At 63.1% G+C, this 18,707-nt stretch carries 16 protein-coding genes; 4 read left to right on the top strand and 12 right to left on the bottom strand.

The features are described 5' to 3' along the window. Positions 1-27: 27 nt before the first annotated feature. The 6 genes from ACVI9W_RS19110 to ACVI9W_RS19085 form a co-directional block, all read right to left on the bottom strand. Positions 28-2,484 carry an EAL domain-containing protein gene (locus ACVI9W_RS19110; RefSeq protein WP_461530831.1) on the bottom strand — a complete coding sequence of 819 codons (2,457 nt, stop codon included), beginning with the start codon at positions 2,482-2,484 and terminating at the stop codon, positions 28-30. Positions 2,485-2,594: 110 nt separating this feature from the next. Further along, on the bottom strand, positions 2,595-4,427 hold the full coding sequence (locus ACVI9W_RS19105; protein ID WP_461530830.1) for an ABC transporter ATP-binding protein: 1,833 nt from the start codon (positions 4,425-4,427) through the stop codon (positions 2,595-2,597). Beyond that, positions 4,420-5,052, bottom strand: a complete 633-nt coding sequence (locus ACVI9W_RS19100; RefSeq protein ID WP_461530829.1) for a DsbA family protein — start codon at positions 5,050-5,052, stop codon at positions 4,420-4,422. Before ACVI9W_RS19100 ends, ACVI9W_RS19105 begins: the two co-directional genes overlap by 8 nt. Before the next feature lie 3 nt (positions 5,053-5,055). Then, the gene (gene trhO, locus ACVI9W_RS19095; protein WP_461530828.1) at positions 5,056-5,994 is read right to left on the bottom strand and encodes an oxygen-dependent tRNA uridine(34) hydroxylase TrhO; all 939 of its coding nucleotides are present in this window, start codon (positions 5,992-5,994) and stop codon (positions 5,056-5,058) included. Between the two features lie 108 nt (positions 5,995-6,102). Next, positions 6,103-6,402: a BolA family protein gene (locus ACVI9W_RS19090; RefSeq protein ID WP_038608283.1), complete on the bottom strand. Its 300-nt coding sequence runs from the start codon at positions 6,400-6,402 to the stop codon at positions 6,103-6,105. A 15-nt stretch (positions 6,403-6,417) separates the two neighbouring features. Beyond that, positions 6,418-6,942 carry a DUF2059 domain-containing protein gene (locus ACVI9W_RS19085; protein ID WP_128325869.1) on the bottom strand — a complete coding sequence of 175 codons (525 nt, stop codon included), beginning with the start codon at positions 6,940-6,942 and terminating at the stop codon, positions 6,418-6,420. 156 nt (positions 6,943-7,098) lie between these two features. Here ACVI9W_RS19085 and ACVI9W_RS19080 point away from each other — a divergent pair, with 156 nt between their 5' ends. Next, positions 7,099-8,493, top strand: a complete 1,395-nt coding sequence (locus tag ACVI9W_RS19080) for a class II fumarate hydratase (RefSeq protein WP_038608279.1) — start codon at positions 7,099-7,101, stop codon at positions 8,491-8,493. Position 8,494: 1 nt separating this feature from the next. On the opposite strand, the gene ACVI9W_RS19075 is transcribed toward ACVI9W_RS19080, so the two are convergent. Both ACVI9W_RS19075 and pap read right to left on the bottom strand, forming a co-directional pair. Next, entirely contained in the window at positions 8,495-9,451 is a 957-nt protein-coding gene (locus ACVI9W_RS19075) for a DMT family transporter (RefSeq protein WP_461530827.1), read from the bottom strand. Between the two features lie 177 nt (positions 9,452-9,628). Further along, positions 9,629-11,122: a polyphosphate:AMP phosphotransferase gene (pap, locus tag ACVI9W_RS19070; RefSeq protein WP_461530826.1), complete on the bottom strand. Its 1,494-nt coding sequence runs from the start codon at positions 11,120-11,122 to the stop codon at positions 9,629-9,631. A 95-nt stretch (positions 11,123-11,217) separates the two neighbouring features. Here pap and mnmC point away from each other — a divergent pair, with 95 nt between their 5' ends. Together mnmC and ACVI9W_RS19060 are read left to right on the top strand one after the other, a co-directional pair. Next, a complete protein-coding gene (mnmC, locus tag ACVI9W_RS19065; protein ID WP_461530825.1) occupies positions 11,218-13,209 on the top strand; it encodes a bifunctional tRNA (5-methylaminomethyl-2-thiouridine)(34)-methyltransferase MnmC2/FAD-dependent 5-carboxymethylaminomethyl-2-thiouridine(34) oxidoreductase MnmC1 in 1,992 nt (663 codons plus the stop codon). 74 nt (positions 13,210-13,283) lie between these two features. Then, entirely contained in the window at positions 13,284-13,511 is a 228-nt protein-coding gene (locus ACVI9W_RS19060; RefSeq protein WP_028943652.1) for a YheU family protein, read from the top strand. Here the strand turns inward: ACVI9W_RS19060 and csrA are convergent, their stop codons facing one another. The 3 genes from csrA to ACVI9W_RS19045 all read right to left on the bottom strand — a co-directional run bounded on the left by csrA (position 13,512) and on the right by ACVI9W_RS19045 (position 15,044). Continuing rightward, on the bottom strand, positions 13,512-13,694 hold the full coding sequence (gene csrA, locus ACVI9W_RS19055) for a carbon storage regulator CsrA (RefSeq protein WP_038608271.1): 183 nt from the start codon (positions 13,692-13,694) through the stop codon (positions 13,512-13,514). A gap of 135 nt (positions 13,695-13,829) precedes the next feature. Beyond that, positions 13,830-14,162 carry a YnfA family protein gene (locus ACVI9W_RS19050; protein WP_038608269.1) on the bottom strand — a complete coding sequence of 111 codons (333 nt, stop codon included), beginning with the start codon at positions 14,160-14,162 and terminating at the stop codon, positions 13,830-13,832. 66 nt (positions 14,163-14,228) lie between these two features. Continuing rightward, positions 14,229-15,044 carry an SDR family oxidoreductase gene (locus ACVI9W_RS19045; protein WP_038608267.1) on the bottom strand — a complete coding sequence of 272 codons (816 nt, stop codon included), beginning with the start codon at positions 15,042-15,044 and terminating at the stop codon, positions 14,229-14,231. 311 nt (positions 15,045-15,355) lie between these two features. On the opposite strand from ACVI9W_RS19045, the gene ACVI9W_RS19040 reads away from it, so the two are divergent. Beyond that, entirely contained in the window at positions 15,356-15,508 is a 153-nt protein-coding gene (locus ACVI9W_RS19040) for a DUF3309 family protein (RefSeq protein WP_038608265.1), read from the top strand. On the opposite strand, the gene ACVI9W_RS19035 is transcribed toward ACVI9W_RS19040, so the two are convergent. Next, complete coding sequence (locus tag ACVI9W_RS19035; RefSeq protein WP_461530824.1) at positions 15,494-18,703, bottom strand: transporter substrate-binding domain-containing protein; 3,210 nt, start codon at positions 18,701-18,703, stop codon at positions 15,494-15,496. The genes ACVI9W_RS19040 and ACVI9W_RS19035 overlap by 15 nt on opposite strands. Between the last annotated feature and the right edge of the window lie 4 nt (positions 18,704-18,707).

The raw sequence follows: 18,707 nt of genomic DNA, 5'->3' as shown, positions 1-18,707 counted from the left end.
TGTTCCTTGTGATTATCGTGCGGATCGTCAGCGAAAGGTCCCGGGTGCCTTGAACAGCAGGGGCCTGGCCGCAATCCGTTGGCGTTGCAAGCTGTCGCAAGTAAACACCTGCGGCCGCTCGATCAGGTACCCCTGGGCGTAATCGACGCCGATTTCCTGCAGGGCCTGTTCGATCAACGGCGTTTCGACAAACTCGGCAATGGTGCGTTTGCCCATGACATGGCCGATGTGGTTGATGACTTCAACCATAGCCCGGTTAACCGGGTCGTCGAGCATATCCTTGACGAAACTTCCGTCGATTTTCAGGAAATCTACGGGTAAATGTTTCAAATACGCGAACGACGACATCCCGGCACAGAAGTCATCCAGCGAAAACCGGCAACCCAGGCTTTTGAGTTCATTGATGAAGCGTATGGCGCTGCCGAGATTGGCAATTGCACTGGTTTCGGTGATCTCGAAACAGATCATCTGTGGCGGAATGGCAAACTCACCAAACAGCCGCCGCAGGTAATCAAGGAACTTGTCGTCACCGATGCTGCTGCCAGACAGATTGATCGCGCACATGGCCAGCGGGCCGTCACGCTGCTCGTCCAGGCACTGACGAATGACCGTGAACACGCTGCGCACCACCCAACGGTCCAGCGCGGTCATCAAGCCATAGCGCTCGGCGGCAGGAATGAAACTGTCCGGGAGGATGATCCGCCCGTTTTCATCCTGCAGGCGCAGAAGGATCTCGATGTGGCCGGCACCGTCATCGGGCCCGAGGGCGGCGATTTCCTGGGCGTACAGACAGAAGCGGTTTTCTTCCAGGGCCACGTGCAGGCGCTGAATCCAGGCCATCTCGCCAAAGCGCATGGACAACTCGCTGTCGTCGGCATGGTACACCTGCACGCGATTACGGCCCTTCTCCTTGGCCATGTAGCAGGCCATGTCGGCGGCCCGCAACGAGGCTTCAAGGGTGGTGGGCGCCTGAGCGATGTGCACCAGCCCCAGGCTCACGGTGGTCATGAACGGCCGCCCTTTCCAGACGAAATGCAGGCTCTGAACCGCCTGACGCAGGTTTTCAGCGATACGCTCGGCCTGTTCTTGCGGGCAATTCTCCAGCAGGATGCCGAACTCGTCACCGCCCAGCCGCGCCAGGGTGTCACCTTCGCGCAGCCCGGCCTGGAGCACGGCACAGATGTGGCGGAGCAGCTCATCACCGGCCGCATGCCCGCAGGTGTCATTGACCAGTTTGAATTGATCGAGATCGAGGAACATCAAGGCATGCCGCGCCGGTTTACGTGCCAGAGCATTGAGTGCCAGCTCCAGGCGATACTCGAACTCGCGGCGGTTGGCCAGGCCAGTGAGCGCATCATGGGTCGCCTGCCAGGACAGGTTGGCGATGTACTGACGCTCCTGGGTCATGTCATGCAGGACCAGGACGATACCGCTGACCTGCCCTTCAGCCATGATCGGCGCACCCACCAGGGTCACCGACACGGTACTGCCATCCAGGCGCTGGATCAGCTTGGTGTGTTCACTGCCGCCTTTGAGGCCACCGCTGAGGATGCGCTCGACCAGGGTCAGGCTGTCTTTCTCGGCATTCTCGTCAAGCAGGCTGAACAGCGCCGCCAGCGGCAAGCCATGGGCCTGGGCGGCGTGCCAGTGGGTCAGCTGTTCGGCTGCCGGGTTCATGTAGGCGATGCAGCCTTCGACGTCGGTGGTGATGACGCCGTCGCCAATCGACTCCAGGGTAATTTGCGCCCGCTCCTTTTCCACCTCCAGGGCGTTGGCAAAGGCCTGGCGCTGGGCCAGCAACTTGCTGGAACGCATCCAGGCCAGGGCAATCAGGAACAGTGCAGTGGCCAGGTTGGTCACCAAAAGCACCCGCAACAGCATCCGCGAACCTTCTCCCAATGCGTCGCTGAACGCCCGGGCGGCCGGTGTTACACCGTCGTTGATGGTGGCAATGCGCGCTTTCCATTCGGCTACGTCATCAGCATCAGCGGTGCCCGAGCGAAAGCCTGCGTGCATCTGCCGGGCGACCTCGTCGAGCTGGCTGAGAAAACCATCGCCCACCGCCCACAGCTCAATGGCTTTTTCCAGGTAGCTGACCTGGCGAAAGTTCAGGTACAGCCAGATGAGGCTGGAAACGTCGTCAGGGTGGTTGCCGCCCTGAAGAATGCCCCGTCGCGCAGCCTCCAGGTCCGGGACAGGCAAATCCAGGGCCGCGCGCAATTCATGCCCGCCCTGCGGTACGGCAAAGGCCTTCTGATACTTCTGGAAGACGGCCTGGTCGCGGCTATCGGCGTACAGGTTGAGGTAGTAGATCGCGTCTTTCTGTCCCTTGGACCAGAGGCTCTCCCCCGCCACATAACCACGCACCGCCGACAAGGCGTACAGGCTGATCCCCCCCAACAACGCCTGAAACAACACCACGGCCACAAATGGCCAGATGATGCCCAACAGGTTCGGGGCTTCGAGAGTCCGTTTTCGCTTCATGAGGTCCCTTGCACACAGAGCCGAATGAATCTCTATTCTTATAAACGCACAGCCTAGGCTATTTGCTCTCAATACTGGAGAGCTTTTCTCAATTACTCAGCACTTTGCCTTCAACTCTGTTGCAAATGACCATACAGCTTGGCGTACAAACCGCCATCGGCAATCAGTTGCTGATGGTCGCCATCCTCGGCCACATGCCCGCCATCGAACACCAGCACCCGGTCGGCCTGCTTCACTGCAGACAGACGGTGGGCAATGATCAAGGTGGTACGCGCACTGAGGAAACGCGCAAGGGCCTGATGCAGGTTGTATTCAGTGGCCGCGTCCAGCGCCGAGGTGGCCTCGTCGAGAATCACCACCTTGGGCTCGGCCAGCACCATCCGCGCAATCGCCAGACGCTGGCGCTGGCCTCCGGACAGGCGTACGCCCGAGCGACCGACCACGGTGTCCAGGCCGCGCGGCAATGCTGCAATCGTGCTTTCGAGCTGGGCAATGCCCAGCGCCTGCCAGCAGGCTTCGTCGCTGCAGTCGCGGCCCATGGTCAGGTTGGCGCGTACCGTGTCGTTGAACAGTGACGGATGCTGCAGCACCACCGCGACATGCTCGCGCAGGGTTTCCAGGCCGATCTCCTGCAAGGTCGAACCACCGAAGCGGATGGTGCCGGCCTGCGCGCTGTAGAGCCCGAGCAGCAACTGCACCAGGGTGCTCTTGCCACCACCGCTGGCGCCGACGATGGCGACTTTTTCGCCCGGCGCGATGGACAGGTTCAACTGATCGAGCACCGGCTCGTCGGCATAGGCAAAGCGCAATCCCTGCACTTCGAGGCCCACTGTGTCACGCCCTTTGAACGGATCGACGCCACCGGGGTACTGCGGCTCGTCGGCACGCGCGAGCAATTCGTTGAGCCGGCTCAGCGCACCGCCTGCAGCGTAGTAGGCGTACTGCAGGTTCAACAGTTGCTCGACCGGGCCGATCATGAACCACAGGTAGCTGAACACCGCCAGCATCTGGCCGATCGACAGGTCGGAGAACAGCACGGTCAGCATCGCCGCAGCGCGGAAGATATCGATGCCGAACTGGAACAACAGACCACTGGCACGACCACTGGCATCGCTCTTCCACTGCGACGCCACCGCGTAGTTGCGCACTTCCTGGGCACGTAAACCGAGGCGGCCGAGGAAATACCCCTGGCGATTGCTGGCACGAATTTCCTGGATCGCATCGAGAGTTTCGGTCAGCGCCTGGGTAAAGCGCGAGGTGCTGTCGTTTTCCAGCTTTTTCAGGTGTTTGACCCGCTTGCCCAACTGCACCGTGGCAAAGACCACAACGGGGTTGAACAACAGGATCAGCAACGCCAGCTTCCAGTGCATCCACATCAGGATCGCCGCTGTCCCGGTCAGGGTCAGCATGGCTACCAGGAACCGGCTCAGGGTCTCGCCGACGAACTTGTCCAGGGTGTCCAGGTCGGTAACCAGATGCGTGGTCACCGTGCCGCTGCCGAGGCTTTCGTATTCCTTCAGGGAGATGCGCTTGAGCCGCTCGATCAGGCGGATACGCAGGCGATAGACGATGTCCTTGGCGAGGCCTGCGAACAGCTTGGCCTGCACCACGTTGAAGGCCAGCGCGGCGCAGCGCAGGCACAGGGTCAGCACCAGCATCAGGCCAATGTAACCGGCCGCCACCTGCCAGTTGCCCGGCAGCAGCTGATTCATCCACTTGAGCGCGGCATCGCCGTGCCCGAGCAAGACTTCATCGACCAGCAACGGCAGCAACAAGGGGATCGGCACGCTGCACAGCGCCGCCAGCACCGCAACGCCGTTGGCGATCCACAGGGCTTTTTTATGGTGCAGGGCCAGGCGGCGGATTTCCGCCCAGCTCAGGCGATCGGCAACAACCGGGGCAGGCCCCGGCACAGGGTCGGGTGACCCAGGCAGATCAAGCACAGGCGGCCTGCTGCAGCCAGCGGCCGAGCAGCGGGCTTAGCGCATCGAGCGACTGGTAGCCGTTGGTCAGCAACGCCAGCTGGCCGTTACGTTCGGCCAGCAAGGTCGGAAACCCGGCAATCCCCAGATCCTGCACCCAGGTGAAATCGGAGGCCGTGGCCGCGCGCACCTCGGCACTGGCAAAACGCTCGGCAAACGCCGCTCGTTCAAAGCCGACCTGCTCGGCCAGCTCCACCAGTTTAGGCGCGCGGGTGACATCTTCACCGCCCTGGTAGAACGCCTGCTGGATCGCTGCGAGCAATGCCCAGGTGCGCTGCCGGTCAAGTCCACGGGCCGCTACCAGGGCGCGGCAGGCAGGCTCGGTGTCATAGACAAAACCGTCCGGCATCGCCCCTTCAAGGGTAAAGGGCTGGCCAGTGGCCTGGTTGACCGCTTGCCAGTGCTCAAGGATGTAGCCGCGGGTCGAGGCATCCAGCGCCGTGCTGCCGGTGCGCAAGCCACCAGGCACCAGCTGGGTGTCGATCCCGGCTTCGCGCGCCTGGGCGATCAGGGCCTGGGCCACGGGTGCAAAGCCCCAGCACCAGGAGCACATCGGGTCCATCACATAGAGCAGGCGTGCGGACATCTATCAGGCCTCGGCAGCTTTGCGGTAGTTGTGGCCGATCGGGTGCGGCATGTTGCGGGCCTTGGCCAGCTCGATCTGCTTCTGCCGGTCGATGGCACTGCGCCGGGTCTTTTCGCTCAGGCTGTCCCAGCAATGCGGGCAGCTGATACCAGGCGAATAGTGCTCGGACGCACGGTCTTCGACGCTGATCGGGGTACGGCAGGCATGGCACTGGTCGTAGTCGCCTTCGGTCAGGTCGTGACGCACGGTAACCCGGTTGTCGAACACGAAGCAGTCGCCCTGCCAGCGGCTTTCGTCCTGCGGTACCTCTTCGAGGTATTTCAGGATCCCGCCTTTAAGATGATAGACCTCTTCGAAACCTTCACCGAGCATGTAGCTGGAGGCTTTTTCGCAACGGATGCCGCCGGTGCAGAACATCGCGACTTTCTTGTGCCGCGCCGGGTCGAAGTTGGCCTTGATGTACTCGGGGAACTCACGGAACGTCGTGGTTTTCGGGTCGATCGCGCCTTCGAAGGTGCCAATCGCCACTTCGTAGTCGTTGCGGGTGTCGATCAGCAGCACCTCGGGATCGCTGATCAGCGCGTTCCAGTCCTGCGGCTCGACGTAGGTCCCGACCTTGTGGTTCGGGTCCACGCCCGGCACGCCGAGGGTGACGATCTCTTTCTTGAGCTTGACCTTGGTGCGATAGAACGGCTGTTCGTCGCAGTAGGATTCCTTGTGGTCGATATCCACCAGGCGGGCATCACTGCGCAGCCAGACCAGCAGGCCGTCGATACCTTCACGGGTACCGGACACGGTGCCGTTGATGCCCTCTTCGGCCAGCAACAAAGTGCCTTTGATACCGTTGGCCATCATGCTTTCGAGCAGCGGCTCGCGCAGCTCGACGTAATCTTTCAGGGTGACGAATTTGTACAGCGCCGCCACGACGATAGCTTGGGTCATGCAGTAAATCTCCAGGTGGTCACCCTCGTAAAGGGCGGACCGGATGACAATAAAAAACGCGCCGACGAGCGGCGCGTTGCACATTCTAACAAAAACCTGACGATGAAATCAGTGTTTGCTGCCACCTGCGCAGGTGGGTGAGGCTGGCGCTGCGCCGACCTTCTGCCACTCTTCGGGGGTATAGGTGTGCAGGGCCAGGGCATGGAACTGCCCCATCAGCTCACCCAGGGTGGCGTAGACCTTCTGGTGACGCTTGACGCTGTTCAGGCCTTCGAACTGTTCGCTGACCAGCACGGCCTTGTAGTGGGTTTCTTGCCCACGGCTGTGCATGTGGCTTTCGTCGAGCACCGAGAGGTGCTGCGGCGCCAGCGCGGCCAGGCTCTGTTCAATCTTTTGCTGCATGGACATGGACGGCTCCGCGTATTACTTCTTCGCTGGCGCGGCGGCCTTGCCAGCGTTCGGGTCGAGTTCCTTGGTCATGTCAGCCAGCAGCTTGTTGACCACCGGTACCGCGCTTTCCAGCTTCTGCTGGGTCAGCTGGGCCGACTGCTGGGTAACCTGCGGCATTTTTTCCAGGACTTTCTTGCCCAGTGGCGACTGATAGAAGGCTACCAGGTCCTTGAGCTCGCTTTCGGTGAAGGTACTGGTGTAGAGCTTGACCATGTCGGGCTTGAGCTTGTTCCAGCCGATGGCCTGGTCGAGGGCCGCGTTGGCCTTGGCCTGGTAGCTGTCGAGCACGGATTTTTTCGAGGCCGGGGCCTTGGTCTGCTCGAAACGCTGGGCAAACATCTGTTGCACCTGCATGTAGACCGGGGTGCCAAGCTTGTCAGCGTGCGCCATCATGAGGAATTTTTCAGCACTGGCGTTGTGGCTGGCGGTATCGGCAAGCACCTGGCCGCTGGCGCAGACCAGCGCAACAGCAGTGCAAAGGGCGCGAAGACGGGTCATCGTAATTCCTTCATTAGACAGACGAGGTAGTACCCCAGAGTAGAGCATTCTGCGCCGACTCGGGCACAGCACTCAAGTGGGTCGACGAGCGTTGGAACCGCTGCGACAAAAAGGGACCTAAACTGCGAATTCAGACCACAAGGGAGTGTTCACAGCATGAGCCGTATCGAAACTGACAGCCTGGGGCAGGTCGAAGTTCCTGACCAGGCCTACTGGGGTGCCCAGACGCAACGCTCACTGATCAACTTTGCCATCGGCAAGGAGCGCATGCCACTGGCTGTCCTGCACGCACTGGCGATGATCAAAAAAGCCGCTGCACGGGTCAACAACCGCAACGGAGACCTGCCGGCGGACATCGCCCGGCTGATCGAACAGGCCGCCGACGAGGTGCTCGATGGCCAGCTGGATGATCAATTTCCACTCGTCGTCTGGCAAACCGGCAGTGGCACCCAGAGCAACATGAACGTCAATGAAGTGATCGCCGGGCGCGCCAACGAGCTGGCGGGCAAAGGCCGGGGCGGCAAGAGTCCGGTGCACCCCAACGATCATGTCAACCGCTCGCAGAGTTCCAACGACTGCTTCCCGACCGCCATGCACATCGCTGCCGTCCAGGCGGTCCAGCACAAGCTGCTGCCGGCCATCGCCGAGCTGTCGTCGGGGCTGGCGGAGCTTTCGGTGCGTCACCAGCACCTGGTCAAGACCGGCCGCACCCACATGATGGATGCCACGCCGATCACCTTTGGCCAGGAACTTTCGGCCTACGTGGCGCAACTTGACTACGCCCAGCGCGCCATCCGCTCGGCCTTGCCGGCGGTGTGCGAGCTGGCCCAGGGCGGTACCGCGGTCGGTACAGGGCTGAATGCCCCGCACGGTTTTGCCGAGGCCATCGCCGCAGAGCTGGCCGCCCTCTCCGGCTTGCCCTTTGTTACTGCGCCAAACAAGTTCGCCGCCCTTGCCGGGCATGAGCCGCTGACGACCCTGGCGGGCGGTCTGAAGACTCTGGCAGTGGCCCTGATGAAGCTGGCCAATGACCTGCGCCTGCTCGGTTCCGGCCCCCGCGCCGGGATTGCCGAAGTGCGCCTGCCGGCCAACGAGCCGGGCAGCTCGATCATGCCCGGCAAGGTCAATCCGACCCAGTGCGAGGCACTGTCGATGCTGGCCTGCCAGGTACTGGGCAATGACACCGCTATAGGCTTTGCCGCCAGCCAGGGTCACCTGCAGTTGAACGTGTTCAAGCCGGTGATCATCCACAACCTGCTGCAGTCCATCGAGCTGCTGGCCGACGGCTGCAGCAACTTCCAGCAGCACTGCGTGGCGGGCATTGAAGCGGATGCCGAACAGATGGCGGCGCACCTGGAACGCGGGCTGATGCTGGTTACCGCGCTGAACCCGCACATCGGCTACGACAAAGCCGCGGAAATCGCCAAGAAGGCCTACAGCGAAGGCCGCACGTTACGCGAGGCGGCCCTGACCCTGGGTTACCTGACCAACGAAGAGTTCGACCAGTGGGTACGTCCGCAAGACATGCTCGAACCCGGCAAGAAAGGCTGAGTCACCGGGCCAGGCGTATGCGCCTGGCCCGCCAGCCGGCCATGATCGACGGGCCCAGCGCGGTCAGCGCCGAGCCCAGCACCACCACCAGCGCGCCGATGTAACCCAGGGTATTGATCTGTTCGGCGTGCACGAAGTCAGGCCAGAACCAGGCTGACAGGGCGACAGCAACGAAGGTGATCAAGGGCGTGATCGCCAGGGTGGCGCTGACCTTGGAGGCTTCCCAGTGGGCCAGCGCTTCGGCGAAGGCGCCATAGGCCACCAGGGTATTGAGGCAGCAGGCGAGCAACAGCCAGCCTTGCAACGGCGTCAACTGCAGCGCTTCCAGCGGATGCACCCAGGGCGTCAGGAGCACGGCACAGCACAGGTAGATGACCATCATCACCTGCATCGAATTCCACACCGTCAGCAACTGCTTCTGGCTCAGGGCGTAAAACACCCAGATGGTGGTTGCCAGGACAATGGTCAGCACCCCCGTGGTGTAGACGCTCAGAGAGGTCAACAGCTCGTCCAGGCGCTGGTTGAAAAACAGGCCGAAGCCCAGCAGCAGGATGACCAGGCCTACCCCTTGGCCGAGGCTGAAGCGCTCCTTGAACAGGAACACGCTGGCCACCAGCAGCAGTACCGGCCCCAGCTGCACGACCAGTTGCGCCGTGCCGGGGCTGAGCAGGTTCAGGCCCATCAGGTACAGCACATAGTTGCCGACCAGACCGCCGGTGGCCAATGCCACCAGGGCCCAGCCCTTGCGCCCGAGCTTGTTGAACGACGGCAAGCGCTTGCTTGCCGCCAGCCAGGCCAGCAGCAGGCCACCAGAGACCGACAGACGAAACCAGGTCACGGTGATCGGGTCCATCACCTGCAGCACCTGTTTGAGCTTGATCGGCAGGATGCCCCAGAGCAACGCGGTCAACAGCGAAAGAGAAAGGCCATAGACCCAGCGTCCGGAAGAAATGTGCATACCAGCCTCAAATGCCCTGTGGTGGGGGGAGACTGGATTCTACGGGCTGGGCGGCCAAGGCTGACAGGTACAATTGCGGAAAAGATTTCGGTATTTCATTCCTTTTTCGCGGGGCAAGCCCGCTCCCACCGGGATCTCACCCCTCCGGTGGGAGCGGGCTTGCCCCGCGATCGGACCTTACTTCTTGTCCTTCTTGAACGCCGCCTCCAGCGCATCATTGATGGTCCGCAGCACCTTGACCCGGGCCCAGCGCTTGTCGTTGGCTTCAACCAGCGTCCAAGGCGCGATCTCGGTACTGGTACGGTCGACCATGTCGCCCACCGCTTCGGCGTACAGCCCCCATTTTTCGCGATTGCGCCAGTCTTCTTCGGTGATTTTGAAGCGCTTGAACGGGATCTGCTCGCGCTCCTTGAAGCGCTCGAGCTGGGTTTGCTCATCGATCGACAACCAGAACTTGACCAGCACCACCCCGGCATCGGTCAGCTGTTCTTCGAAGTCGTTGATCTCGCCATAGGCACGCATCCAGTCAGCCTGACTGCAGAAACCCTCGACCCGTTCGACCAGCACCCGACCATACCAGGAGCGGTCAAACACGGTGAACTTGCCCCGCGCCGGAACATGCCGCCAAAACCGCCACAGGTACGGTTGCGCACGCTCTTCTTCAGTGGGCGCGGCAATCGGTACGATGCGGTATTGACGTGGGTCCAGCGCCGCGGCCACGCGGCGGATGGCGCCGCCCTTGCCCGCGGCATCATTGCCTTCGAACACCGCCACCAGGGCATGACGACGCATGCGTTTGTCACGCAGCAAGCCGGCCAGACGTGCTTGCTCGGTGATCAGTTGCTCCTGGTAGTCGTTCTTGTCCAGGCGCAGGGTCATGTCCAGGCTGCCCAACAGGCTGCGCTGGTCGATGCTCTGGCCCAACGGTGCAATATTGGCCTGGTGAACCGGCGCATGCTGGACCTTGAGCGCCGCCTGCAGGCCCTCAAGCAAAATGCGTCCGACCGCCAGGCTGCGGTAATGCGGATCCATCCCTTCGATTACATGCCAGGGCGCGTAGTCGCGGCTGGTCTGGCGCAGTACCCGTTCGCCGAAGCGCACGAAACGGTCGTAGGTTTCCGACTGCTGCCAGTCCAGCGGGCTGATACGCCAGCTGTGCAACGGATCGTCCTTGAGCGCCTTGAGCCGGGCCTTCATCTGCTTCTTGGACAGGTGGAACCAGAACTTGAAAATCAGCGCGCCTTCGTCACAGAGCATCTCTTCCAGGCGCTCGGCGCCGCGAATGGCCTGGTCGAGTACGGCATCCTTGAACTGGCCATGTACCCGGCCTTGAAGCATCTGGCTGTACCAGTTGCCGAAAAACACACCAATGCGCCCCTTGGCCGGCAGTGCGCGCCAGTAGCGCCAGGCCGGTGGCCGGGCAAGCTCCTCATCGGTCTGCTGGTCGAAGGTGCGCACTTCGATCAAGCGCGGATCCATCCACTCGTTGAGCAGCTTTACCGTCTCGCCCTTGCCGGCGCCTTCAATGCCGTTGATCAGCACAATCACCGGGAAACGCGCCTGCTGCTTGAGCTCGAACTGCGCCTCGAGCAAGGCCTCACGTAGCGCTGGAACTTCAGCGTCATAGGTTTCTTTGTCGATGGCGTGACCAATTTCAGCGGATTCAAACATACCAGGCTCCCTACTTGGATAAGCAAGACTAGCGGATCCGGGTAGACTTTGTCCGGGTAAGCTAAAATGCCGCTCTAGACATGCCTGAGCCGACCATGACCGAAGTTACCCACTACGCCCAGATCGACTGGGACGACCAGGGCCGCCCCCACTCACGCCAGTTCGATGACATCTATTTCTCCAAGGACCAGAGCCTGGAAGAAACCCGTCATGTGTTCATCGACCAGAATGACCTGCGCCAGCGCTTCAGCGCGATGCTGCCCGACCAGTGCCTGGTGATCGGTGAAACCGGCTTCGGCACCGGGCTGAACTTTTTCTGTGCCTGGCAGCTGTTCAGCGAATGCGCCGATCCCGGCGCCCGCCTGCATTTCGTCAGTGTCGAAAAGTACCCGCTCAGCCACACCGACCTCAGCCGTGCCCTGGCCCTGTGGCCGGAACTGGCGCCGTTCAGCACCCAGCTGCTGGCGCAATACGTGGCGGTACATGAAGGTTTCCAGAGCTTTGTCTTCGAGCAGGGCCGGGTACGCCTGACCCTGATGATCGGTGATGTTCTCGAGCAATTGCCGCAACTCGACGCCCACATCGACGCCTGGTTCCTCGACGGTTTCGCCCCGGCGAAGAACCCGCAGATGTGGACCCCGGAACTGTTCACCCAGATCGGTCGCCTGTCGGCCGCCGATGCCACCCTGGGCACCTTCACCAGCACCGGCTGGGTGCGCCGCGGACTGATCGCCGTGGGCTTCGAGATGAAGCGCATTCCCGGCATCGGCAAAAAATGGGAGGTGTTGCGCGGGGTCTTTCGTGGCACACCCGAAGCGCTTGCCGCACCGGCTCCGACCGCGCCCTGGTTCGCCCGCCCCGCCGCCCTGCCCGGCCCGCGCCAGGCCCTGGTAATCGGCGCTGGCCTGGCCGGTTGCGCCACTGCCGCAAGCCTTGCCGCCCGCGGCTGGCAGGTCAGTGTGCTGGAACGCCATGCGACGCCGGCGGCCGAGGCTTCGGGTAACCCGCAAGGGGTGCTCTACCTCAAGCTTTCGGCCCATGGCACAGCCTTGTCGCGGCTGATCCTCAGCGGTTTTGGCTACACCCGACGGCTGCTCGAAACCCTGCAACGCGGCCGTGACTGGGACGGATGCGGCGTTTTGCAGCTGGCCTTCGACGCCAAGGAAGAACAGCGCCAGGCGCTGCTGGCCAATGCCTTCAACCCGCAGCTGCTGACGCCGCTGGACCGCGAACAGGCGCAAGCGCTGGCCGGCGTCGCACTGGCCAGCGGCGGTTTGTTCTACCCGGAAGCCGGCTGGGTGCATCCGCCAGCGTTATGCCAGGCGCAACTGCAACACCCGAACATTACCTTGCTGACGCATCATCAGGTGCTGCAGCTGCGCAAGGTCGATGGTCTTTGGCAGGCCTGGGAAAGCGAGAAATTCCTCGCCAGTGCGCCGCTGGTGGTGCTCGCCACCGCTGCCGAGATCCAGCGTTTCGAGCCCTGCGCGAACCTGCCGCTCAAGCGCATACGCGGGCAGATCACCCGCCTGCCCGCGACCGCGCAAAGCCAGTCACTCAATACCGTGGTATGCGCCGACGGTTACGTCGCGCCGATGCGTGGCGGCGAACACACCCTGGGCGCCAGTTTCGACTTTCACAGTATCGATCTGACCCCTACCGCCGGTGAGCACATCGGCAACCTGCGCCTGCTCGAAGAGATCTCCAGCGACCTGGCGGAGCGTCTCGACACCCACCGCATCGACCCGCACACCCTGGAGGGGCGGGCAGCCTTTCGCTGCACCAGTCCCGATTACCTGCCCATCGTCGGCCCGCTCGCCGACCAGCAGGCATTCAATCAGCACTACGCAGTGCTGGCCAAGGACGCCCGCCAGGTGCCCGACACGCCCTGCCCCTGGCTTGAAGGCCTGTACATCAATAGCGGCCATGGCTCACGCGGGTTGATCACCGCGCCGTTGTCGGGCGAATTGATCGCCGCCTGGGTCGACAACGCACCACTGCCGGTACCGCGCAGTGTCGCTGAAGCCTGTCACCCGAATCGCTTCATGCTGCGCGAACTGATCAGGGGCAAGAAAGGCCGAAGCTGACCCCGAACTATCCCACTCGGCCAGGACAGGTTTCGCGTAACATAGCTGCACACTTCACCGAACCTGTCCTGCATATGCTGATCCCCTACGAGCAACTGGAAGCCGAAACCCTCACCCGCCTGATCGAGGATTTCGTCACCCGCGACGGCACCGACAACGGCGACGACACCCCGCTGGAAACCCGCGTGCTACGCGTGCGCCAGGCCCTGGCGAAAAAGCAGGCGTTCATTCTTTTCGACCTCGAAAGCCAGCAGTGCCAACTGCTGGCCAAGCACGACGTACCGAAAGAACTGTTCGACTGATCAGCCCGCATCCTTGGCCAACTGCTCGACGATGCGCCGATAGATTTCTGCCCGGTGCACTTCGATTTCACGAGGTGCGCTGATGCCAAAGCGCACCACATTGCCCTCCACCGAGAGCACCTTGACCTTGATGTGCTCATCAATGGCGATGACTTCGCCTACTTCGCGTCCGATTACCAACATGCTCCGATCCTCCACAACGCTGAGAATCCGGAGACTGCACGGGGTGTCAGAGCGCAGCAATGCTCCGCCAGTCAAATAGACCGATCCCACTAAAGCCGACGAATTTGCCTACAGATTTTCGTCGTTTTCACATGCTCAGGCGCTCTGCAAGCGCGGTCCCAAGACAATGATGCTGGCCCCCAACACACAGAGCAGCGCGCCGATCCAGTCGCTGCCCAGCGGTCGCGCCCGTTCGACCAGCGCCAGCCACAGCAACGAGGTGACGATGTAGATGCCGCCATAGGCGGCGTAGGCGCGCCCGGCATAGGCGGCCTCGACACGGGTCAGGATCAGCGCGAACAGGGTCAGACTGAGCAGCGCCGGGGCAATCCACCAGCCGCTCTTGCCCAGCCGCAACCACATGTAAAAGGCATAGCAACCGGCGATCTCGAAGACCGCCGCGAGGAAAAACCACAGGTAATTGATCACGCCAGGGAGCCCGCTTCACATGAAAAGGGGCCTAGGATAGCGGATCTGTGGGCAGTGCAAATCAGCTTAAGCCTGCGCCGGTTTCGCCTTGGCCCGCATTTTCTCGGCCATGCTGGCCATCTCGTCGTAGATCAGCTGCGGGTTGCGTTGCTTGAGCTGCCAGGCTTCACGGCCCTGCTCATGGGGCAGGATCAGGAACTGACCTTCTGCGACCTGCTGGTAGATATAGCCGGCAATATCGGCGGCGCTGATCGGCGAGCTTTCCAGCAGCTTGCCGACCTGGGCTTTCATCGCCGGCGTCGGGCCACGGAACGAGTCCAGCAGGTTGGTCTGGAAGAACGATGGGCACACCACGTGCACCGCCACTTGCTGTTGGCGCAATTCGATCAACAGGCTTTCCGAGAGGGCCAGGACACCCGCCTTGGCGACGTTGTAATTGCTCATCGCCGGCCCCTGCATCAAGGCCGCCATCGAAGCGATGTTGATGATCCGCCCCTTGCTGCGTTCAAGCATCGGCAGGAACGCCTTGCAGCCCTTGACCACGCCCATCAGGTTGATCGACAACTGCCACTCCCAGTCCTCCAGCGACAGTTCACCAAAGAAGCCGCCAGAGGCCACTCCGGCATTGTTGACGATCACATCGATGCCGCCGAACTTCTCTTCGCAGGCCTGGGCCAGGGCGGTCAGCTGGCTGTAGTCGCGCACGTCGCAACGCTGCACGAAACCTTCGCCGCCAGCCTCGCGCACCAGCGCCAGGGTTTCGCGCAGGCCTGCCTCGTTGACATCAGCCAGGGCCAGGCGCCAGCCCTCGCGCGCCCAGCGCAGGGCGATCTCGCGGCCCAGACCCGAGCCGGCTCCGGTAATCATGATGCGGTTGTGCATGGTGGCACGCCTTGTTCTGCCAGTGGATATGAGCGGCAGAATAGCCGAGCCGACGGCCACCCTGAGCAACGATCAAGGCGCTGAATGGGCAGGCATGCGCACAGGCTTCAGTGGGAGCGGGCTTGCCCCGCGATTGCGTTTTGTCAGTTACATCGCATCGCGGGGCAAGCCCGCTCCCACCAAGTGAAGACAACTGCTCACGGAGCCCGGCCGCACAGCGATGAAATTGAATCTTTGCACCGCTGCATTGGTCGCAACTGTAAGCGGCCAGCATTGAGGCCCTTATCCTCGAACCACTCAAGGATTCAACCATGACCACGATCCTCATCATCATTCTGATCCTGCTGCTGGTCGGTGGCTTACCGGTCTTCCCTCACTCGCGCAGCTGGGGCTATGGCCCGTCCGGCATTATCGGCGTGGTACTGGTGGTCCTGCTGGTGTTGCTCCTGCTAGGGATGATATGAACCCGGCGGATCGGTTGCGATCCGCTCGGCCAGCTGCGTTTCCAGGCGTTGCAGGGCTACCCGCAACGCCTGGACGTCGCGGCGCAGGTGCGAGGCCTCCAGTGGTCTGGATTCGCAGGTAAGTTCCACTTGCTGACAAGCCCTGATCACGCCTTCGGCACGGGCAATCCTCGCCCCACCCTTGATCCGGTGCGCCAGCTGCGCAAGTGCTGGTGGATCATTGACCAGTGCTTCCAGACGCCGCAGGTCTTGCTGGTTGCTGCTGCGCAAATCGGCAAGCAGCGCCTTGAACGCCGCCTGGTCACTGCCGACCAGACGCAGAAGATGGCGCAGATCCAGGAGCTGCATAGCGTCCTGGGGCTTAGTTTCAGGCTGGTACAGCGCCAGCGCCCGCACCAGCTCATCCAGCCCGAGCGGCTTGAACAGGCAGTCGTCCATGCCGACCGCAAGGCAGCGCTGCCGTTCGCTCTCCAGCGCATTTGCGGTCAGGCCGATGAGCCGGCACGCCGGCCTGCGGTTGCGTCGCTCATGCAAGCGGATCGCCCGGGCCAGGGCATGGCCGTTCAGGCGCGGCATGTTGCAGTCACTGATCACCACATCAATGTGTTCCTTGAGCCACAGCCGCAAGGCCTGGGCACCATCTTCGGCGACCCGTGCCTGGTGCCCCAGGTACTCCAGCTGCTGCGCCAGCAACAGGCGATTGGGCGGGTAATCATCGACCACCAGCACCCGCAGGCGCACGCCCGCCGTAGCCACTTGCGCCGCTGGCAGCGCCTGCCCCTGGTGTCCGGCGGGCGGGCGCGCGAGGTCGAACAGGATCTCCACCCGTGTGCCCTGCCCCAGCACACTGTGCAGCGCCATCCGCCCGCCCATCATCTCGCACAGGCTGCGGCTGATACCCAGGCCCAGCCCGGTGCTGCAGCGCGGCGACTGACGCTGGTTACTGGCCTGGCGAAACGGCTGGCCAAGCCCGGCCAGCTCGGCCTCGGCGATGCCGATGCCGGTGTCCTCGACCTGTAGCTCGACGGCCAATCGCTCGCCCACCGCCTGCGCGTGCAGACTGACGCGAACATGGCCCTGGGGGGTGAACTTGATGGCATTGCTCAGCAAGTTGGCCAGCACCTGCTTGAAGCGCACAGGGTCGAGCATCACCTCGGCATCCACCGCGCCGTCGGCCTCCAGACGCAGCGCCAGGCCTTTGCTGCGCGCCTGCTGCTCGAACAGCTGCACCACCCGCGCCACTTGCTCACGCAGACGCACCCGCTGGGGTGCCAGCTGCAACTGCCCGGCCTCGATGCGGGTGATGTCGAGCACATCGCCGATCAACTCCAGCAGGCCACCCGCCGCATCGGCCGCGACCTCGATCGCCAGGCGATCGAGCACGCCCTGCTCGGCCTTGCGCTGAGCCAGTTCAAGCATACCCAGCACGGCATGCAAGGGAGTGCGGATCTCGTGGCTCATGGTGGTGAGAAACTGCGTCTTGGCCTGGTTGGCCGCATCAGCCTCAGCCTTGGTGCGCCGCAACTCGACCTGCAGACGGCGCAGGTAGCGGATCCACAGCGAGGCCAGGAGCAGCAGAACCAGCACCACAGCGAACCCCAGCAGGATCCGCTGGCGGTAGCGCTGCCAGTCGCCATCGGCAACGATCAGCGGATTGCGCCAACGCCGCATCAGCACATCGGTCTCACGCGGCGTGAGGCTGAGCAGGGCCTTGTTGAGGATCGACTGCAGCTCGATCGCTCCACTGTTGCTGGCCAGGGCGAAGTGCGCCGGTGGCAGGGCCAGGCTGGCACTGACCTGCAAACGCCCAGGGTACCAGCGGGCGATCAGCGGGCGGGCGGCGTCGAGGCTCAACACGGTGGCTGCCGCCTCACCGCGGGCCACCGCCTTGAGAGCGGCCACCGGGCCAGCCACGGGCAATTGCTGGATCTGTGGATAGCGCTGGCGCACAAGCTCGGCCAGGGCACTGCCGTTGACCAGCGCCAGCGTGCGGCCCTGCAACTGCTCCAGGCTGGTCGGCGCCTGAACTTCATCGCGGCTGACCAGCACTCTCGAGGCGCTGAGGTAAGCACGGCTGAACACCAGTTGCTGCTCACGCAGCGGACTGTGAGGCAGGCCGGCGATCACCTGCGCCTTGCCTTGGTGCAGTTGCGCGATCATCCGCTCGACACTGCCACCGGTCCGCACCTCGAACTGCAGGCCGGTGCGCCGGGCAATCAATTGCAGGACATCCAGGCTCAAGCCGCGCAACTGGCCCTTGCCATCGCGAAAGCTCAGCGGCAGCAACTGTTCGTCGACCAGCACCGTCACCGTCGGATTGTTGCGCAGCCAGCGTTGCTCGGCGGCACTGAACTGCAGCGGCTCGGGCTTGTGCCCGGTGCCAGCCATCGGGCTCCAGCGCTCGCCGATCCGCGCCTGCTGGCGCTCGCTGAGGCTGGCCAGCGCCGCGTCCACCAGGCGTGGCAGCGGCCCGCCGTCTTCAAGCATGGCAAAGCCTATGCCTTGGCTTGGCAAGGCGGCATCGCCGATCTCCTCGACAGCCGCCAACTGGCTGCGGCCCAGCACGTAGCGACTGCCCAGGGCATTGCCGAGAAAGACATCGGCATGGCCAAGCGACACGGCAGCCAGGGCGCTGAAGCGTGACGGATGCAGTTGCAGGCGGGCCAGCGGGAACTGCTCGCGCAGCTGCTCAGGGGAACGGTAGCCTTCGACCATCGCCAACCTGAATTCGTCCTCGCGCCCAATAAGCGTGCCCCCTTCCTCCTGGGCAATCAGCAACGGACGATCTTCGGCGTAGGCCCGCGACAGGTGCAAACCCGCCTCCAGCGCCTGTTGTGCCGACACCGAGCCGAGCAGGTCGATCGCCCCCGCGCGCAAGGCCGCTACCGCCTCGGCGAAAGAGGCGTAGGCATGCACCTCGACCTGCAGGTGCAATTGATCGGCGATCAGCCCGGCATAGTCGGCCGTCAGCCCCTCGAACACCTGGCCGGTGCCGAGGATGTCGAACGGCGGGTTGTCCCGCTCGATCACCCCCAGGCGCAGTTGCCGCCGCTCCCATAACCAGCGCAGTTCGGCGCCGTCCGGCTCCGGCCGAGGGCTATCGAGCGTAGCCCGTGAGTGCAGGATCGGCGCAGCCTGGCCTGGCGCCGGCACCAGGCCGCACAACAGTGCCAGCAGCAGGACACGCGTCAACACGAGC

This window comes from Pseudomonas sp. 210_17 TE3656, from assembly GCF_054821965.1.
The sequence above is the reverse complement of the archived record's forward strand: the minus strand, read 5'-3'. Positions and strand labels throughout refer to the sequence as shown.